Annotated in this window: 12 protein-coding genes and 1 tRNA gene; 6 read left to right on the forward strand and 7 right to left on the reverse strand. The window is 40.8% G+C overall.

Annotation, left to right across the window (positions count from 1 at the left end):
• Positions 1-81 precede the first annotated feature (81 nt).
• The 3 genes from HXT26_RS01610 to dnaG all read left to right on the forward strand — a co-directional run bounded on the left by HXT26_RS01610 (position 82) and on the right by dnaG (position 5,194).
• Positions 82-1,824 carry a PASTA domain-containing protein gene (locus HXT26_RS01610; RefSeq protein ID WP_116442784.1) on the forward strand — a complete coding sequence of 581 codons (1,743 nt, stop codon included), beginning with the start codon at positions 82-84 and terminating at the stop codon, positions 1,822-1,824.
• 393 nt (positions 1,825-2,217) lie between these two features.
• The gene (locus HXT26_RS01615) at positions 2,218-2,871 is read left to right on the forward strand and encodes a hypothetical protein (protein ID WP_116442783.1); all 654 of its coding nucleotides are present in this window, start codon (positions 2,218-2,220) and stop codon (positions 2,869-2,871) included.
• 181 nt (positions 2,872-3,052) lie between these two features.
• Positions 3,053-5,194 carry a DNA primase gene (dnaG, locus tag HXT26_RS01620; protein WP_410295813.1) on the forward strand — a complete coding sequence of 714 codons (2,142 nt, stop codon included), beginning with the start codon at positions 3,053-3,055 and terminating at the stop codon, positions 5,192-5,194.
• A 100-nt stretch (positions 5,195-5,294) separates the two neighbouring features.
• Here the strand turns inward: dnaG and HXT26_RS01625 are convergent, their stop codons facing one another.
• Positions 5,295-6,989, reverse strand: coding sequence for an acetolactate synthase large subunit (locus HXT26_RS01625; protein WP_032835521.1), 1,695 nt, complete (start codon positions 6,987-6,989; stop codon positions 5,295-5,297).
• Between the two features lie 312 nt (positions 6,990-7,301).
• Here HXT26_RS01625 and HXT26_RS01630 point away from each other — a divergent pair, with 312 nt between their 5' ends.
• Positions 7,302-8,495, forward strand: a complete 1,194-nt coding sequence (locus HXT26_RS01630; protein ID WP_064340223.1) for an SLC13 family permease — start codon at positions 7,302-7,304, stop codon at positions 8,493-8,495.
• A 79-nt stretch (positions 8,496-8,574) separates the two neighbouring features.
• A tRNA-Arg gene (locus HXT26_RS01635) sits at positions 8,575-8,647 on the forward strand.
• Between the two features lie 127 nt (positions 8,648-8,774).
• Here the strand turns inward: HXT26_RS01635 and HXT26_RS01640 are convergent.
• From HXT26_RS01640 to HXT26_RS01660, 5 genes are all read right to left on the reverse strand, one after another.
• A complete protein-coding gene (locus tag HXT26_RS01640) occupies positions 8,775-9,179 on the reverse strand; it encodes a Fur family transcriptional regulator (RefSeq protein ID WP_004106002.1) in 405 nt (134 codons plus the stop codon).
• A 20-nt stretch (positions 9,180-9,199) separates the two neighbouring features.
• On the reverse strand, positions 9,200-10,372 hold the full coding sequence (gene purK / locus HXT26_RS01645) for a 5-(carboxyamino)imidazole ribonucleotide synthase (RefSeq protein ID WP_004106000.1): 1,173 nt from the start codon (positions 10,370-10,372) through the stop codon (positions 9,200-9,202).
• A complete protein-coding gene (gene purE, locus HXT26_RS01650; RefSeq protein ID WP_217430206.1) occupies positions 10,356-10,820 on the reverse strand; it encodes a 5-(carboxyamino)imidazole ribonucleotide mutase in 465 nt (154 codons plus the stop codon). Before purE ends, purK begins: the two co-directional genes overlap by 17 nt.
• 113 nt (positions 10,821-10,933) lie before the next feature.
• On the reverse strand, positions 10,934-13,597 hold the full coding sequence (locus HXT26_RS01655) for a phosphatidylglycerol lysyltransferase domain-containing protein (RefSeq protein WP_174143308.1): 2,664 nt from the start codon (positions 13,595-13,597) through the stop codon (positions 10,934-10,936).
• Between the two features lies 1 nt (position 13,598).
• Positions 13,599-14,978, reverse strand: coding sequence for an alpha/beta hydrolase (locus HXT26_RS01660; protein WP_004118926.1), 1,380 nt, complete (start codon positions 14,976-14,978; stop codon positions 13,599-13,601).
• Positions 14,979-15,286: 308 nt separating this feature from the next.
• Between HXT26_RS01660 and HXT26_RS01665 the strand changes: the two genes are divergently transcribed.
• A complete protein-coding gene (locus tag HXT26_RS01665) occupies positions 15,287-17,356 on the forward strand; it encodes an LTA synthase family protein (protein WP_004118929.1) in 2,070 nt (689 codons plus the stop codon).
• Between the two features lie 116 nt (positions 17,357-17,472).
• On the opposite strand, the gene purD is transcribed toward HXT26_RS01665, so the two are convergent.
• A complete protein-coding gene (gene purD / locus HXT26_RS01670; RefSeq protein ID WP_004105988.1) occupies positions 17,473-18,744 on the reverse strand; it encodes a phosphoribosylamine--glycine ligase in 1,272 nt (423 codons plus the stop codon).
• Positions 18,745-18,779: the final 35 nt, after the last annotated feature.

Below are 18,779 nucleotides of genomic sequence, written 5' to 3' on the forward strand. Positions count from 1 at the left end.
AAAAAATTGCGCAAGTAGCTGTAGTATAGAAATTAGATTTTTCTGTAGATGAGATTGTTGCGCGCACGAGAGAAGGCTACGATGTTTTGTGCAAATTGCGGGAATAATATTATTCCTGGAGAAAAATTCTGTGGTAACTGTGGTGCTTCTGTTTCATACGGGAATAACGTTGAACAATCTCAGCCTACGGAAGTGATGCAGCCCGGAATTCAGATAGCTCAGCCTGAATATGCAACTCCGCTTATAAAAAATCGCAAACTAATTATTATAAGCGCATGTGTTATAGCAGCGGTTGCAATTATTGCTGCAGCAATCTTCTTCTTTACTTCTTCGTATTTTCATAAAGCATCGCCAAGTGATCGCATAGTCGTACCTAAAGCAAAAGCCTCACAATCTGCACAAGATGTTGTACGCGAACTGCAAGAAAAAGGTATTGAAACTCACGTAATAAAAGATTTCGGAGGAAGTAAACCAGGTAATTTTGCGCGATATCAAAACGTAAAACCTGGGCAAGTTATTCGCGGGAATCACGTTGTAACGGTCGTTGAATCCAAAGGTCCTGGAATGCCGGAAAAGGGAGTGATTGGAAAAACTGTTGAAGAAGCAGCGCCTCTATTAAAATCAATGGGAGTTCCAGTAAAAGTTTACAAAGTAGCCTCACTTCATCCTGGAAAAATTGCTGCAACTAACCCAATGCCAGGCGAGCCTTTAGATGAAAATAAAGAAATCTTCATAGGCGTTGGAGAAGAAGATAAATATCCTGATAGCGGCAGGTCTGTTCCTGTTGAATTATTCGATAAAGATAAAGACGAAGCGTACAAAATGATGTCTGATGAAGGATTCAAAGTTAGACTTGTACCAAAATATTCATCCCGAAAACACTTAGGCAAAATTGTTGGGTCTAATCTTGGATTAGGGCAATCACATAGGGGAGATACCGACATAACGCTTTACTATGGCGCTGATGCTTCTGAAACTAAGAAAATGTTTACTAGCAAGCGTGGATATGGTGAAAGTAATCAAGCAACTGTAGTTTCTACATTAGTTCCATTTGTTGGAAAATGGTGCACTAAATCTGGAGATTGCTTAGAGTTTGAACCTACAAATTATGATACAGAAATAGGCGAGAATACTAGAGTGCTTCTTCGTGGCACTCATGCTATGGATGATTTAGTAGATGATGAAAATAATAAAGATTATGCACACAGTTTCGGAATGTGGCAGTATACACAGCAATTATTGGGTGATGCAATTGATACTGATGATAGTGATGAAGATAAGAATTCTCTTCCTTTGCACAATACATTGATTTTTGGTGATTCTGGCATGACTGAAATATTTCGCGATGGTGGAGATCCTTATTGTGGCAATAAGGTATACAATGTGCATTCGGGGTTGTGTGTTAACGGACAATTCCAAGATTACCAAGATTTAGATAGCAATTATCCAGATTATTCTAGCAATAACTTTATTGATGTGCCGGGAGTAAATAAGGGTATAACGTATAAGATGCGCGCGTATTTTGTGCTTGTTCCGGTTAGTGCAAAGCTCGACGAACTAGAAGCAAGCGGATTCTTTAAAGGCAAAGGCAAGACTAAACCGGATATGGATCGTCCGTTTATTTTGCGCAGAGATCCTAAATATTACAGTAAATCAGAGATAACAGTTGCTTCAAAAGATGGTGATATGAGAGACAATCCTTTTGTTCCAACTTCTAAACATAAAGCAATACCTTTTGCTCCAGCTCCGGATGATTCAAACGTTTACTACCTAGTTGAGAAGCCGTTTGATTTTACTGGTTTCATTAAAGATCGGGAATTGTAAAGTAGCAAAAGATTACGAAAGATTGCGGAAGATGCGGCTTGCGCAACTATTTGCGATTTGTGCGTCTTCCGCTGATTTCGTAGCGTATTTTGTCGATATTATCGTTGATTTGGTGTTTTCGACAGTTTCGTCTCGTTTTGTTTATTTCACCAAGTGATTATGTGTTTTCGACGGTTTTGCATCAGTTATATGGTGAATTCTCGCAAATTTGCTGTCATTAATTTAGCCTGAAAATTATATAGCTTTGTTCTATTTTTCCTTCTACTTCATTCATTTTCTAGGGGGGGGGTATTTTGTGATATAGGTCACATGTTTGACCCAAAGTTACACTAACATATTTTAGTGCAAAATTCTTCGCACGCTGTACGTGAGAAGGAAGAAGAAAGGAAAATTATGTTAAACAAGAAAGCTATCGCAGTATTCGCTGCTGCTGCAACTTTGCTATCCGGATTAGCTTTTTCTACTCCAGCGATGGCTGATGATTATTCCAATGATAGTCAAGAAGAAGATGTTGATAATTTGATTTTGGAAGTATTGTCTCGCGCAAATGAAATCGTTTCCGCAGGCGATACGAATGCTAAGGGGTACGCCGAAGCTAAAGCATTGTTGGAAGTAAATCATGAGATTTGCGAAGCTAAGGCTAAGTGGGTTGCAGCTTTAGATGAAGTTGATAACGCTTCTACAGAAGAAGAAAAAGCCGCAGCTCAGAATAAGGCAGATGAAGCTGAATCTTATTATCTTAGTTTGCACCATCCAAAGTTTGATGGCGCGCTCAATAGGTTTGTAGCTGCTATTGATTACTTCGGACATTCTCAAAAAAATTCTGAATCGGCTGACACTCAATCTGTAGATACTTCTATTCCGCATCGTGTCGATAATAGTAAAGCTGATAACAATAAGACTGATAGCGATAAGATTGATAGCGATAAGATTGATAGCAATAAGACTGCTAAACTTCCTAATACTGGTTCTTCTGTAGTTTTGGCTGCTGTCACTGCTTCCATGCTTGCCGGTATTGGTGCTGTTCTTTGCAAGAGTCGTCACTAAATAGTTTATTCGCTAATCTTTTCTCTAGTTATTTCTAGGTATTAATGCTTATAAATTGCGTTTATAAATTGCATTTGTATCTGTTGTAATCGAGTAATTGATTTTAAGGCGGTGCTTAACGCAGTATATTCTGTGTTCGCATCGCCTATTTTTGTATTATGCTTTGGAAAAGCGGTGAAAAGTGGCTGAAACACTAAAGTTATGTGCGCAATACCACTCGCCGCAGATTTGCGATAAGCTAGATAGCATGGTTGGAATGATTGTGAAAGAAGACATTGAGCGCGTGCGCGCTGCGGCAGATTTGTATGACATTGTGTCTGCAACAGTGACGCTTAAGCCTTCCGGAACTGGCACTTTTGTAGGTCTTTGCCCATTCCACGATGAAAAAACGCCAAGTTTTAGTGTGCGACCAAGCTTGGGAGTGTGGCATTGTTTTGGTTGCGGCGCTGGCGGCGACGTATTTAAGTACGTTGAGCAAAAAGAGAATATTGATTTTCGTGAAGCGGTCGAGTTTTTAGCAGATCGTTACCACATTGAGATGCATTATAAGCAGGAGCAAAATAGTGATTCTCAATCGCGCGGTTCTAAGCGAGCCAGGCTTTTAGAAGCAAATGAAGAAGCGCAAAAGTTTTTCGTTTCAAATCTCGGCACTCAAGAGGCAGCTCCTGCGCGCGAATTACTTGCAGGGCGAAACTTTACTCCGCAACAAAGTGCGCGTTTTTCTTGCGGTTACGCGCCTAAAGGCTGGGATAATTTAGTTAGATACTTAGCGAATAAAGGTTTTACGCGTCAAGAGCTTCTCGACGCTGGTCTCGCTAGACTCGGTCAGCGCGGAATATATGATTATTTCCGTGGCCGCTTAACTTGGCCTATTCGCGACTCGACTGGTCGAACTCTTGGCTTTGGTGCAAGAAAGCTTTATGATGACGATTCTATTAGCGCGAAATATATTAACACTCCCGATACTGCACTGTATCGAAAAACGCAAGTTCTGTACGGAATTGACTTAGCTAAGGCAAATATTGTAAAAAAGCGTCAAGTTGTAATTGTAGAGGGCTACACAGATGTAATGGCATGTCATTTGGCTGGTATTGATACTGCTGTTGCAACTTGCGGAACTGCGTTTGGCGTTGAGCATGCAAAAATTGTGCGCCGCCTTATTGCAGACGATTCTTTGGGGGCAATTCAGCTTGTTGGCCCACTGAAGGTGGATGGACAGTCTGTAAGTTCGCGCATCGTTTTTACTTTCGACGGTGATGCTGCAGGTCAAAAGGCTGCGCTACACGCTTTTGGTTTGGATTCTGCGTTTTTGACGCAAACTTTTGTTGCTGTAGCAGACAATAATCTCGATCCTTGCGATTTGCGTATTCAGCGCGGTGATGAGGCTGTGCGTTCGCTTGTTGCACATGCAAGTCCGCTATACGATTTCGTTATTGACACAGTAATTAATCGTTTTGAGACTTCGTACACTACTGGTCAAATGGGCGCTATAAAGGCTGTCGCTCCTCTTATTGCGCAAATTCGAGACCGTTCGCTGCTTGACTTGTATATGCGCAAAGCCGTGCGTTCAATTGGCGTTGATTTAGCTGTTATGCGCAATGAAGTTGAGTCTGCACGTAGACGTTTGAAAGTGCGTGACGACGATGCTTATGCGCAAAAGCATAACGTTATTCCAACTTTTGGTCAGCAAATTAATGACGATCGTAATGCAGGTTTTAAAGCTTCGCGTATGGAAATTATTAAAAGTTCTGCTAAAAATCAGCATTATTATCGTGTGGATGATGCTGTATTTATGTGCGAACAACAATTTATGGCGTTACTTTTGCAAGTTCCGCTTGCTTTTGATGAGAAATTGTTTGCGCAATTGACTTTGAATAATTTTATTACACCAGTATTTCGTACGCTGTTTCAAGCATTTGTAGCTGCAGGTGGATTGCCGGTTGGCAATGTTTCGCAAGGATTGTGGCTGCATATGATGACAAAAGCTGCAGGTCCTTTGCTTGAATCCGTTATTACAGAACTTTCTGTAATGCCGTTGCCGCTTCCTTCTCCTGCAGATACATTGGAAGATACCGGCAATCGACAGAATCAGCAAGTTTCAAACGGATCTCCTTCAGATCTTTTGCGGAAAGCTACGAGTGCAGAAAGTAAGTATGCAAACGAGCTGCTTATTCGCCTTCTTGATATCGGCTATATGCGTAGAATCGGTGCTGCTAGAGTGCGTATGGCGAAACTCAAGGATGGTCAGGAAAAGCTTGAGCTTCTAGGAAAAATTACTTCAATGGAAGCGGCTCGCAAAAACTTACAATCGCAAATCATGTAGCCTTTCATGCAATCTTTTGTACAAAACTGTACTAACAAACAAAAGGCTACGTAATCTAGCGTGATTACGTAGCCTTTTGTTTGCAAAAATTTATTGAAACTCAGTTACTAAAGTCAATATCGCCGAGCTTTTCAATAAGCTTCATATTCTCACTGTAGTCAACTGGGCAAGAAATCACGTCGACGCCGCTTTCCTGATCCAGCGCTTCACGAAGCATGTTGTACAAATCCTCCGGTTTTTTAACAGCATGACCGCGCGCGCCAAAGCTTTCAGCTAGTTTTGGCACGTCCGGATTATGGAAATCAACGTACTCGTGCTCGCCTGCATGAAGCTCCATCTTCCACTTGATTAAGCCGTACGCGTTATCTTCCCAAACAAGAACTACCATTCGGCTGCCAACGCGCACTGCAGTTTCAATTTCCTGCACGTTCATCATAAAGCTTCCGTCGCCCATCACAGCCAAAACCGGTTTCGTGTTAATTTTGCCGGAATTATCGCGAATAAACGAAGCTCCAACAGCACCTGGAAGCGTCCAAGCCATAGTTGAAAGACTGTTGTCGATTATGCAAGTATTCGGGTGCATAGTTGGGTACAATCGTGCCATCCACATTTTAAGAGCGCCTGTATCTACAAGAACCTTCGTGCCTTCAGGAACAGCGCGGCGAATATCGTAAACTACGCGCTGTGGTTTCATTGGCATGCTTTCGTCGTTTTCGCAAGAATGTAATTCTTCCGTAAGTAGTTGTCGAATACGTGGGTGACTTACGTCAAAAGTAATGTTTCGTGTCTTTAATACTTCTGTAAGAGTTTTAAGCGTTTGGCCAATATTCGCCATAATATTCAGCGCAGTAGGGTAGTGTGCGTCGGTATCTTCCACAAAAGTATTGATGTGAATAATAGTTTTATCAATATTTGGGTTGATTTTCTTCGGGTCGAACTGCTGAATTGAGAAGCCGACAGCAATAATCAAATCAGCAGTGTCAAACGCGAAGTTCTCGTAATCGCGATGCATGAAGCCGACTACGCCAAGTGCATTCGGATGATTATCTGGGAAAACGCCCTTACCTTCGAAAGTAGTTGCAACTGGCACATTAAGCTGCTCAGCAAACGCAAGAAGCTGATCCTCAGCGTGAGAGCGCGCAACGCCGTTTCCAGCCAAAATAATAGGTTGCTTTGCTTGACTAATAATTTTCGCAGCTTCTTCAATAGTGTCTGGCGCTGGCATAATATGCAGCGGATGTGGAAGTGGAAGAGGCTTTGCGTTGTCAGGTGCTGGCATTTCGCTGATATCTTCCGGAATAACAAGGCATGTGGCTCCCGGACGGTTGCGACCGGCAATTGAGAAAGCTTTTCGAACCATTTCTGGCGCAGATTCTGGAGCAAGCATCATAGAAGACCATTGCGTAATTGGCTGGAAGAGTGCAACCAAATCAATAATTTGGTGAGATTCCTTATAAAGCCTAGAAACGTTACCTTGTGCGCAAATTGCTACAAGCGGTGTGGTGCTTGCGTTTGCTTGAGCTACAGGAAGTGTTAAATTCAATGCGCCAGGACCTAGAGTTGCCAAGCATACGCCTGGTTTTCCAGTAATATGAGCGTATGTCGCTGCCATAAAACCAGCGCCCTGCTCGTGGCGAGTAAGCACAAAACGAATTCGTCCATCGCGCTCAATTGCTTCAAGAAGCGGAATATTTTCCTCACCTGGAATACCGAATACTACTTCAACTCCTTCGTTTACCAAGCATTCAACAACTAAATCTGCAGTATTGCGCTTGTGGTTTTCACGAAGATGCATTTGACGAGCAAGTTTTTGTTCAAGCTTTTGATCTTCTGTTTTGTTTATTTCTGCCATAATTCGCTTCTTGTGTAGACAACAAATTCTTTGTTTTATTATGATATACGCAATCTTGTCTTTAAATGCAATTTTTTCAATGCGCGTGTCATAAAAAAGGGCGGAATTTTATGTTAGCTACTTTAGGCTAAATCACGCTATTAATAGTTGCTAATTTATTGTTATTGCAACGATTTTGTCGGGAATTTAACCCGATTGTGGGACTGGGTTTCTAGTATAATAGAGTCATTATGTCTATTGCGTTACGGAGGAATGATGAAGCGCTGGCTGTTGAATGTGGTCAAGTGTGAAACCATTCTTATTGTTGCTGCAATTTTGGCAGTTATTTCCTGTTTTTTGGTACCTCCAGATCCGCAATATTTGAGTTATATTCATCTCAACACTATTTCGCAATTAGTGTGCCTTATGATGGTTGTGTGCGGATTCCAGCGCATTGGTGTGTTTCGATCTATTGGTGCGCGTTTGCTAAGGCATGTGCGCACTGAGCGCGGCTTGGTGCTCGTGCTTATGTCGTTAACATTCTTTTCGGCGATGTGGATTACGAACGACGTTGCTCTCGTAACTTTTGTGCCTTTTGCACTATCTGTGCTCGTAATGGCGAATGCTGAAAAGCAGTCAATTCTTGTAATTACGCTTATGACTATTGGTGCCAATGTTGGAAGTATGCTCACTCCTATTGGCAATGCTCACAATCTGTATTTAAAGGCGTTGACTCATATGTCTACGCAAGATTTTTTGAAGATTATGGCGCCTTATACGATTACAGCAGCACTGTTGATGATCGTATTTGCATTCGTATTCTTTAAGTCGCGCACAGTTGACCAGTTTGCAGGTTTGCATGGTGACGATATTGAGCAAAGCGTGTTGGCCCCTTCACATGGTCATCCGCAGCCTGATGAAATTCGTGTTATGGGTTACGGCATGAGTTTTACTCGCTGGCGTGTTACTGTTTATAGTTTGCTGTTTGTTGTTTGTTTGTGTGGTGTTAGTGGATGGATTCCTGACTGGATTATGGTGCTCATTATGGTTGCAGCTTTCCTTGTTTGCGACCGCCACGTATTCCGTGTTTTAGATTGGGCTTTGCCGCTCACGTTTATTATGTTCTTTGTTTTTATTGGCAATATGCGTCGAGTTGCTGGATTTAGCGATCTTGCGCAAATGTGGGTTGGTACGCATCCGATGGAAGTTTCTATTGCTTCAAGCCAATTTATTAGCAACGTGCCGACGACGATTCTGCTTTCTGGATTCTGTGATCAGTGGAAGCTTCTTATTATTGGCACGAATCTTGGTGGAATGGGTACTTTGATTGCTTCTATGGCTTCGCTTATTTCTTATAAGGGAATTACACACCAGTATTCGCATTACCGTGGGCGTTATTTGCTCACGTATACTATTGTCAATGTGTTCTTCCTTGCAGTGTTGATGTCACTTGCGTGGATTATTGAATAACAATTTTTATATAAACGTTTGATATTTATAATTTTATGGCGCGTTGATAGTAGTTTTTTGGTATAATAACCATTTGTTTGCCTCTGTAGCTCAAAGGATAGAGCAACGGCCTTCTAATCCGTTGGTTGCGCGTTCGAGTCGCGTCGGGGGCACTATGAAATCTTGAAATAGCATAGCGCATTTCAAGATTTTTCATGGTGCCGAGCTTGCTCAAGGTTGAAAGCACGGTGTGCTTTCAACGCAAGCGAGGTCTGCACGCGTCAATAAGACGCGCGCAGGTTACTTATCTTCTTCGCGGCAGCTTTCGCATAAGCCGAATACTTCTAGCGTATGATCCACCACAGTATACCCGTGAGATTCAGCTACTTTATGAATCCAGCCTTCGTCGTCAGGCGGCTCAATATCAACAGTTTTTCCGCAACGTTCGCAAACTAAATGATGGTGGTGCGTATTCTCGTCGCAAATGCGGAATAATTGCTGACCGTTAAAACGCACTGTGTCTACTTCGCCGCTTTGAGTAAGCGAATTAAGTTGACGATACACTGTTGCTAAGCCAATAATCTCCCCGTCTTTGGCGAGTATTCTGTGCAAATCTTGTGCAGAAACAAAATTACGAGACTCGCGTAAGTAGGAGAGTACTATTTCTTTTTGTTTTGTATGTCTACGCATAGGCTCACTAGACATTTCGCATCCTTTCGTCGTTTTTAGTCTAGTTCGTCGTCCCAGCAGCCTGTTGCATCTAATGCGGCAGCGGCATCAACAGGATTATCGCATAGCACAGTAATATGACCCATTTTGCGATTCTTACGAACTTCAGCTTTTCCATAATCGTGTATATGCCATTCTGGATGTTCCAAAATCAGCGAACGCGTAGGAGCCACATGTTGTCCAAGAACATTTACCATAACAGCAGGGGAAAGTAGCTTAGGCTTCTTTAAAGGCCAACCAACAATACCGCGAATATGTGCTTCAAATTGATCCATATCGCAAGCTTCAATCGTATAATGCCCGGAATTGTGAGGGCGAGGAGCGAGTTCGTTTACTACTACGCGATTATCTTTAGTGATGAAAAGCTCAATTCCTAATGTTCCTGCTAGTTCGAATCCTTTAGCTAAGCGCAAAGCTAATTCGTGAGCTGTTTTTTCAACTTCAGGATCAACTACTGCAGGAGCTAAAGTCATGTGCAAAATACTATTGTGATGCACGTTTTTTACTAGAGGATAAGTTACGAAATCCTTACCATTTCCAGAAACCAGGATCGATGCTTCAAAAGCAAAATCAACGAAACCCTCGAGAATTGAAGGAGGGAATTTTCCTCCGCGATCCGAGCGATGGTGAATGTTAGCAACGTCTTCTTCTGTACGCAAAACATCTTGGCCATGACCGTCGTAGCCGCCGCGACGAGTTTTAAGAATTGCTGGCAAGCCTATTTCGTCAATAGCAGTATCTAAGTCGTCTAAATTATTTACTTCACGCCACGGAGCTGTTTCGATTTTATGACTATTAATGAACGTTTTTTCACTGACGCGATCTTGAGTTACGCGTAACAGGTCAGTTCCTTGTGGGATTGCGGTTAAATGACGAACTTTATCAAGTGCGTCTGCGTTAACATTTTCAAATTCGTAAGTTAATACATCGCAACGTTCAGCAAGCTCACGCAAGCCTTCAGGATCGTCGTAATTGGCTTCAACCTGCAAATCTGCTACTTGGAACACAGGGCAGTCAAGCGTAGGATCAAGAACACCAATACGAAAACCCATATGGCGAGCTGCAATAGCCATCATGCGCCCTAACTGGCCGCCACCAATAATTCCAATAGTGGATCCTGGCATTAAACGTTCAACAGCGCCATTAGTTACTTCAGATAAGGTTGGCATTTGATTCCTCGACTTTTTCTTTTAGTTCATTGCGATATTCTGCTAGTTCTTTAGCAAGACGATTATCAGTTGTGCTTAGAATGCTCACAGCAAGCAATCCAGCATTTGTTGCTCCAGAGTTTCCAACTGCAGTAGTTGCAACAGGAATACCTCCTGGCATTTGTACTATTGAAAGCAATGAATCCCAGCCTGATAGCGCATGCGAGCGTACTGGCACTCCAATAACAGGAAGCGTGGTTTGTGCCGCAATCATGCCAGGCAAGTGGGCAGCTCCGCCGGCTCCAGCAATAATAATTTTGAAACCGTTTGAGCGAGCATTATGCGCAAAATCTGCCATTAATTCTGGTGTACGATGTGCGGAAATAACTCGTTTCATATACGGAACTTGGAATTTATCTAGAATTTCACAAGCATGACGCATGGTTTCCCAATCACTTGAGGATCCCATTACGACAGCGACGGTTGGCTTTACTTCTGACACGATGAACCTCCCTGACGTGCACTTGTTACTTTACGCAACACTAGGGAGAACTCGCCGAAGTTTATCTAAAACTTAACAAATTATTTGTTCGCTTCGCTACTTTTTGGACGCAACGATTTTACCATTTCTAGTATTTGTTTAGGATTAGCTTCCGGTAAATAGGCGTGAGTTACAGCTAGTGAAATCTGAGCTAATTTTGCAGAATCCATGTAGCAGACATATACGGAACTTGCGGATGGTTGGAATTTTTTCTTGAAGAAATATAGCGATTTGAACCCATAAGCTGGTTCCAAAATGTCAGACATCATTTCTAGCGCATGATTAATAACGTTAGAAGATTTTTGACCATTTTCGTTCAATGTGTCTTCGTTTATGCCAGCTAGAGGTGCTGCAGAAAGGCTCATAAATTCTACAGAACAGTCTGGGTTTTCTAATCCTTCATCTCTTAAACGTTCTGCCATTCTAGCAATTAATAATTCCATAATCCCATTAGGACTATCTGTGCGGTGACGCATAAAATCGAGTGTCCAACCGATGATTCTATTATTCCTATACGTTGGCATCCAGCTAGTTACTCCAAGTACCCTGCCGTCTTCATTAATAGCGTATAAAATTTTGACGCGGCTATCCTGAAGTTCGTCAAGTCCACCGAGAGTAAATTTCATTTCTGGAAGAGCTTTTAACTCTGCCCATTCTTCTGAAATTTCTACAATCTGTTGCTGTATGTCCCAAGAGGCTTCGTTATAAGTTGTAAGTACGTCGGCAATTCCATCTCGTTTTGCTTTGTTTATAGCTGTACGAATATCTTGCCATTTTTTCCCTCGCGTCTGCCAAGCATTAGGGTCTACTAGCATGTCTGTTCCGACTTTAATAGAAGTAAATCCAAGTTTTTCTAGTTCTTGACGCGTTTTATCGTGCACAGCATAGAATGCTGGAGACCACGAATTTTGTTCGCATAATTTAATAAATCCTCGAATATCTTGCGAATATTCTTTTTCATCTCCAAAAGGCTCTGTAAGAGTGAGTGCAATACCGTAATTTAGTCTATAGGCGATTGCAGATTGCCCGCTTTGAGAGAACCAATAATGGTTATTTGCCCAAGTCGTCATAAAGCTCATTGTGTTTCCGCCAAGTTCTACTAATGAGCTTGCTTTTTTTCTATCGTTTTCGCTTGTAGAGATGCTGCTGCGGAACCACGTAAAGCAGACAATAAACAATATTGCCCAGAATATCACGCCCACGCTTTGTGCTAGTAAAGAAGATAGAGGTGTTTCAGTGCGAAGCATTGCGTTAGATCTGTTTCCAAATCCCATAGGCATCCAGCGCCCTGGTAAATCTCGCAATAAGTGGTAAACATCAGCAGATGGAGTAAATTCTTCAGGTATCATAAGACCAAAAGCAACATATCCAGCGCCAGTTATGTACAATGCTATAAAAATCGCTATTAGTCCCAAACGTGCCTGTAGTTTGCTCGTATGAACAGAAAAATGCTTTAAATTAATTATCAACAAAATAGTAAGCAATAATGGTGGGAGAGCTGTAAGCATAAAAGCAACAGCAACAGCATTATGTTGATGTTCCAAAATATTTTGTTTTGTGGCAATTAAAGGCAAAACAGTGAAATACATTCCTGCATATAGCACAGTTAGTGCGTTTATAAATATAGAAGTTAATGCAGCTAGTCTACGCCCTCGTAACATTCCCCACGCAATAATCATCAGTGTGATGCTTGGTAATAGAATGCGAATCCATAATCCGCCAATTGCAGCGTGATGTAGACCTGAATGAAGAAAACAATTATTTGTACTGTAATTTGTCATGCATCGCGTAAGCCATGTTTTAGAGCCTAGTTGCGGTGACATAAACAAACCAAGAGTAGTAAGAATTCCTGCGTGAGAGCGCGAAGATAATGCCAACACTGGACCTAATGCAATAATGCTCTGAGCTACTGCAAAAAGCCTGCGAATTTCGTAATCTGTACCTTCCCACCAGTTTACACTTCGTTTAACGCCTTTTGTTTTGCTCATAATATTGCCGATGATGTGCCCTGTAAGGGCTGCAATAATAGTGCAATAATCGCCAGGATTTCCACTATAAAGAAGCATTGCTGAAGTAGTAGCGTATCCAATTACTAAAGTTCTTCTGCGCCACAAAATAGATTCGTAAGATGCAGAAGCCATAAAAGCGCCAATAAACAGTGTGAATGGAGATAGTCGAATAGGAATCTTGGTAATCCAATGCATGTTTCGAATAATGATTGAAAGATTACCTATGATTGTTAATCCTACAATTATGCCAACAAGTGTGCTAAATATTGCAATATAAATAATATTGAGTCTACTTATACGAGTTTCTGCAACGCCAATAAGTACGGCAACAAGTAAACAATTAACCATAAGAGATGGCATATTATTTACGAAAATAAGCGAATGACATACTTTTATCAGCAGCTCTGTGACGTTTCCGTGCCCGAAGAATAGGCTTGGACCTTTTGAGCGATGATGCCGCATAAACAATTGTGCAAGAGTAGCGCTTGTGCCATAAGTATAAAAATGCATAAGCGTTAATACAACCCAATGTATGCAATTTATAACAATAAAAATGCACGTAAGTGTTAATGCAAAAACTTTATGTTGCATCCAAGCTATGAAATCGTGCATCAATATTTTTGTATGTCGAATTGCTGAATGTTTAGAATCAGAATCATTTTTCTTACAGCGTTTATGAAAGAAAGACAGCATCATATTAGTCTCGATTCACTTGCTGGTTGACAAGAATTTGTACATTTGGGTAGGTATTAAGTTTTGGCGCAGTGCTTGAAATACCTGTTTTTTTGCAGAATTGATCAATTGCTATTTTTAATCCAGCTTTTACTGTGTGCCAATCATGACCATTGCCTTGAGAAAGCATGGTTATAACGTTCATTCCAGCGCGATGTGCGCTTAGTGCAATGGTTGCCTGATTCGCTTGAGATTTAGTATCCCATGAGCCTGCAATAGCGTAATAATTTTGTTTCAAAGGAGCATTTTTACGCATTATCACACTAGGTACGTGTCGTTCATATTCTGATGTGTTTCCATTGAAATAATGATTAATTGTTTCTTGGCGATTCTTATACGTTGGTTCTAGTTCCCCTCCGGCAGAAAAAATGTTTCCAAATATATCAGGGTGGGATGGAACTAGTTGCGTTGAGCAAGTGCCTCCTTGCGAGAAGCCGCCCATAAGCCACATTTTAGGATCTTTGCTTACTGGCAAATGTTTGCGTATCCATTTAGGAACATCATTAATTAAATATGTTTCTGCTTTGCCGAACACATGTGTATCCGCACACAGAGAATTATGCGAAGATTCACCATTTTGGTCAGGGGCTACAACAATAGGTGCAAGACCGTAGTGATCTTTCGCGTAATTGTCTAAAGTATTTGCAATATCGCTTGCTGCAAAAAAGTGATTAGGGCTACCAGGTTGTCCTGCGAACATGACCATAACTGGCAGTTTTGGTGGTTTTTTAACAAGTGCAGCAGGTGGCAAGTATACGTTCGCTATTCTAGCATTGAAATGTGAAGCAGTGTTAGGGATATAAACTGAACGAACAATACCTTTTTTAGGAAGTTTTGGCAGTTTTTGTTGGGCTGCTAACTCTCTCCACTGCTTAATACTAGAGGATGCGGATTTTTGCTTATTAACTTCTAGTTTTGGAAAACCGCCCATTCCAAATATTGAACCTATTGTCGTGTATTCCCCATAAATCATGTCTACATGAAGAGCTGTGCTTGCTAACGTCAAGATAATAGCTATTACTGCAACTAGTTTCCTCCATTTGTGTAAGAAAACAAGTGCTGTTGCTGCAAAACCTATAAGCCCGAAGCCGCATGCAATAGAAAAAATAACGAGCCATCCAAGACTTACTCCGAATACAAGAAACACGTCAGAAATAAGCCAAGCAATTATTCCACCGACAAAAAATGTTATGACACCTATTGCAAGCTGTATTAGTAAGTGGAACATTTTCTTGCCGCGTTTTGTTTTCATAAAAAGCAACAAGACTAAAGAAATACCATTTACGCTAAAAAGGCTTATTGGTAGCCATCCTTGCAAAAGACTCACTTTTGCCAATTGCAGCATGTTTGACTCCTATACTTTCTAGTCTAATTTGCGTACCAGTTACCAATCTAAGCGACATATACGCACAGTAATTGCCCAACCTAGTAATGTAATGCTAGTATCTGAAATTTTCCTCAATATTTGTTTTATTTTTATTATTTATTCTATTTAAATAATAAATATCGAAACATATATTGTAATCAGTCCTAAGTATTAAAATCGCTATTTTTCTTGTTTCAATGCATTGTTAAAAAGTTATGACGATAGCAATAAGTAAACTTGCACATTATTAGTAATAATTAGTACGTGTGTGATTTATTGAGGATAGTATGAAGTCATTTTTGCGCTTGAAAGTTCCGTATTGGCTGTATGCATTTCTTTTCTTTGTTATTGACGGCATGTCGGTAATTATTGTGCAAATGGGTGTGCAGCGCGCTGGAAGAGTTGAGATGACTTCTGCAATGTCTGGTGGACGTTGGGGATTAATAACTAAAACTTGGAGAGAACTTAATTTTGTTATTGTTCTTAGTGCGCTCGTTGTTGCGATGATATACGGTTTAATTCTTTTGATTAGTAACCGATTTTGGATATCAAGTGCGATAATTCTAAGTGTTTCATTGCTTATTGCTGTTATTGAATATATGAAAGTAAATGTTCGTTATGAAACTATTCTTCCTGCGGACTTAAACTTTTTAAAAAGTAACACTGGTAATGTCGCTTCATTTTTGCCAGATAATGCCCCTATGGTCATTGGTGTTGCTTTAGGCGTTTTTATTTTGCTTTTAGTTACAACTGTTTGCTTACACATATTTGATACAAATCATGGAAAGATTGTGCGATTTAAAGATTGGCGTTATTCTGCTGGTATTCGTGTTGCAATTGCGTTGATTTTAATAGGGAATTTAAGCTGGTATATTGGCGGCGTTGGCACAGTTGACTCTTCGGCTAACGTTTTTTCTAAAATGCTTGGTGACAGTCCTGCTATGTGGGATTCTGTTTATGACGCTCAACGCAATGGTGCTATTGTGGCATTTTTGCGTAATGTAAATCCTAAAATTATGGATAGGCCGGCTGATTACAGTGAAGAAACTATGAAGGCTGTATACAAGCGTTATAACGATGAAGCTAAACGTATAAATCGTTCTCGTACAACAAATATGAACGATAATACTTTTATTCTTATTTTGTCTGAATCGTTCTCTGATCCTACTCGTGTTCCTGGTTTGAGGTTGAACAAGAATCCAATACCATTTATTAGCAATTTGAAGAAGCATACGGATAGTGGTTTGATGCTTTCTTCTGGTTACGGTGGCGGTACTGCAAACCTAGAGTACATGTCTTTAACTGGTTTGAGCATGGCTAATTTTGATCCTTCAATGACGAGTCCGTATCAGCAGTTGGTTCCTAATGCTCAATGGTCTCCAACTATTAATCAATATTGGGATGATTCTCGTAATTCTATTAAATCTATAGCTTTCCACCCGTATGAGCCGAGCATGTATTTGCGCGCTACTAATTACAAAAAGTTTGGATTTAGTAAGTTCTATGCATTGCAAGGACCTGATGTTATTGCTCACCGTGATGTGCTAGATAAATCGCCGTATGTTTCTGACGCATCAGCATATAAGAGTGCGTTAGAAAAGATTAAAGAACATAAGCAACCTAGGTTCGTACAAATTGTTACTATGCAAAACCACATGCCTTATAGGGATTGGTATGCGAATAATGAATTCGAAGCGTCTTCTAAAGATAGTGCCGCTGATCTTGGTGATGATGAAAAAACTTCTATTGAAACGTATGCTAAGGGTGTGCAGCACACTGATGAAGCAACGCAAGCGTTTTTGAAGAGTTTGGATAAACTGAATAAGCCTATTACTGTTATGTTTTATGGTGACCATTTGCCAGGAATTTACGGTACTGCAAGTTCGGATGAAAAGAATTCATTGTCTTTGCATTTGACTGATTATTTTATTTGGTCAAATAAAGTTGCTTTGGAGCGTAAAGAGCGTAGTGAGAAAAAATCTTCAAACAAAAATGTAGAGCATTCTAATACAAGTAAAGATGTAGATCGTACTAATAAGTATTCTTCGCCTAACTTCTTTATTTCTCAGGCTGCTTTACATATGAACGCTAAAGTTTCTCCGTATCTTGCTTTCTTAACTCGTTTACATGAGCATGTGAGTGCTATGGAGCCTCCTGTTGTAAATACTATTCAAGGCTGGGATAGAATTCCTGAAGGACAATCAATTTATTTGGATAACGATGGTAATCCGATGATTTTGTCTAAGATGGATAAGAAGTCACGTCAACTTCTTCACGACTATCGCTTAATACAATACGATATTACTGCTGGAAAGCATTATTTGCGTAATACTGATTTTATGAAATTACCGCGCTAAAAGTTAGTTTGATAATTAAAATGCCCCTCGTTTGTATTTGATAAATATTATTTTTCAAATAGCGAGGGGCTTATTGATTTGCAGTTTGTTAATGAAAACTATATTTAATTAACAAACTATTTTAAAGCTTTTTCTGCGATATCATGCCTAAAGAACATGTGCGGAAGATTAAGCTTATCTAATATGCTGTAGACGTTGTTTTGAGCGTCTTTTACGTCGTCTCCATGCACTTGTACAAGAGCTACTCTGCCTGAAGAAGTAAGAAGTTTGCCGCTTTCTTCATCGCTTTTTACTCCTGCATAATACACGTGCTGACCTTGATTTTCGTCAACAGGAATTTGAGGAAGAGGAGTTTCAGTAACTAAAGTGCCAGGGTAGCCTTCGCTAGCAATGATCACGCCGAGCGTAACACCGCTATTTTTCCAAGTAAAAGTCGGATTTTTATGCTGCAAAATATTCCATATAGCTTCACCAAAATCTGAAGTAAGGCGAGGAAGTACAACTTCTGTTTCTGGGTCTCCAAAACGAGCATTAAACTCAATAACTTTAGGACCTGTTGCTGTATCAATTAAGCCAGCATAAAGCACGCCGGTAAAAGGCGTACCCTCTTTAGCTAGTCCTTCAACAGTTGGGCGCACAATCTCGTCGATAGCACGCTGAACTGTTTCGTCGCTAATTTGTGGAACAGGGCTATAAGCTCCCATGCCGCCAGTATTTGGTCCTTTGTCTCCGTCGTAAGCGCGCTTGTGATCTTGAGAAATAGGCATAACCCAAAAATCAGTTCCGCTTACAAAACTCATAAGTGAAAACTCTTGGCCTTGCAAAAATTCTTCAATAACGACTTTTGCTCCAGCTTGACCAAAACGATGATCGACGAAAATATCCTCCAAAGCATCAACTGCTGTTTGCTCATCCATAGCAACAGTAACGCCTTTTCCAGCAGCCAAACCGTCCGCTTTAATAACAATTGGAGCACCATGCTCAAGAACGTATGCGCGTGCTGTCTCCAAAGCGTCAAATGTTTTGTAGGAGGCGGTTGGAACGTTGTGACGAGCCATAAGCTTTTTTGCGAAATCTTTAGAGCCTTCAATTTGAGCTGCGGCTTTGTTTGGACCAAAAGCGGCAATTCCATGCGCTTCAAAATCGTCAACAATGCCATTCATAAGCGGAACTTCAGGACCAATGAACGCAAAATCGTAGTTATTGTCTTTAACGAACTTAATAAGAGCGTCATGATCTGATTGACTTATGTTTGCAGTTTGAATGCCATCTGCTGCAATACCAGGATTTCCAGGAGCAACAGTTACTTCTTCAACGCTTTCTCCTTTAAGTAGCGCGTGTGCAATAGCGTGTTCGCGAGCGCCAGAACCAACTACTAAAACTTTCATTTTTAATCCTTTATTGCTTTAAGATTTCGCTGTCT

It is taken from the genome of Gardnerella sp. DNF00497B, from assembly GCF_049262725.1.
In the GTDB taxonomy this organism is placed as follows: Bacteria; Actinomycetota; Actinomycetes; order Actinomycetales; family Bifidobacteriaceae; genus Bifidobacterium; species Bifidobacterium leopoldii.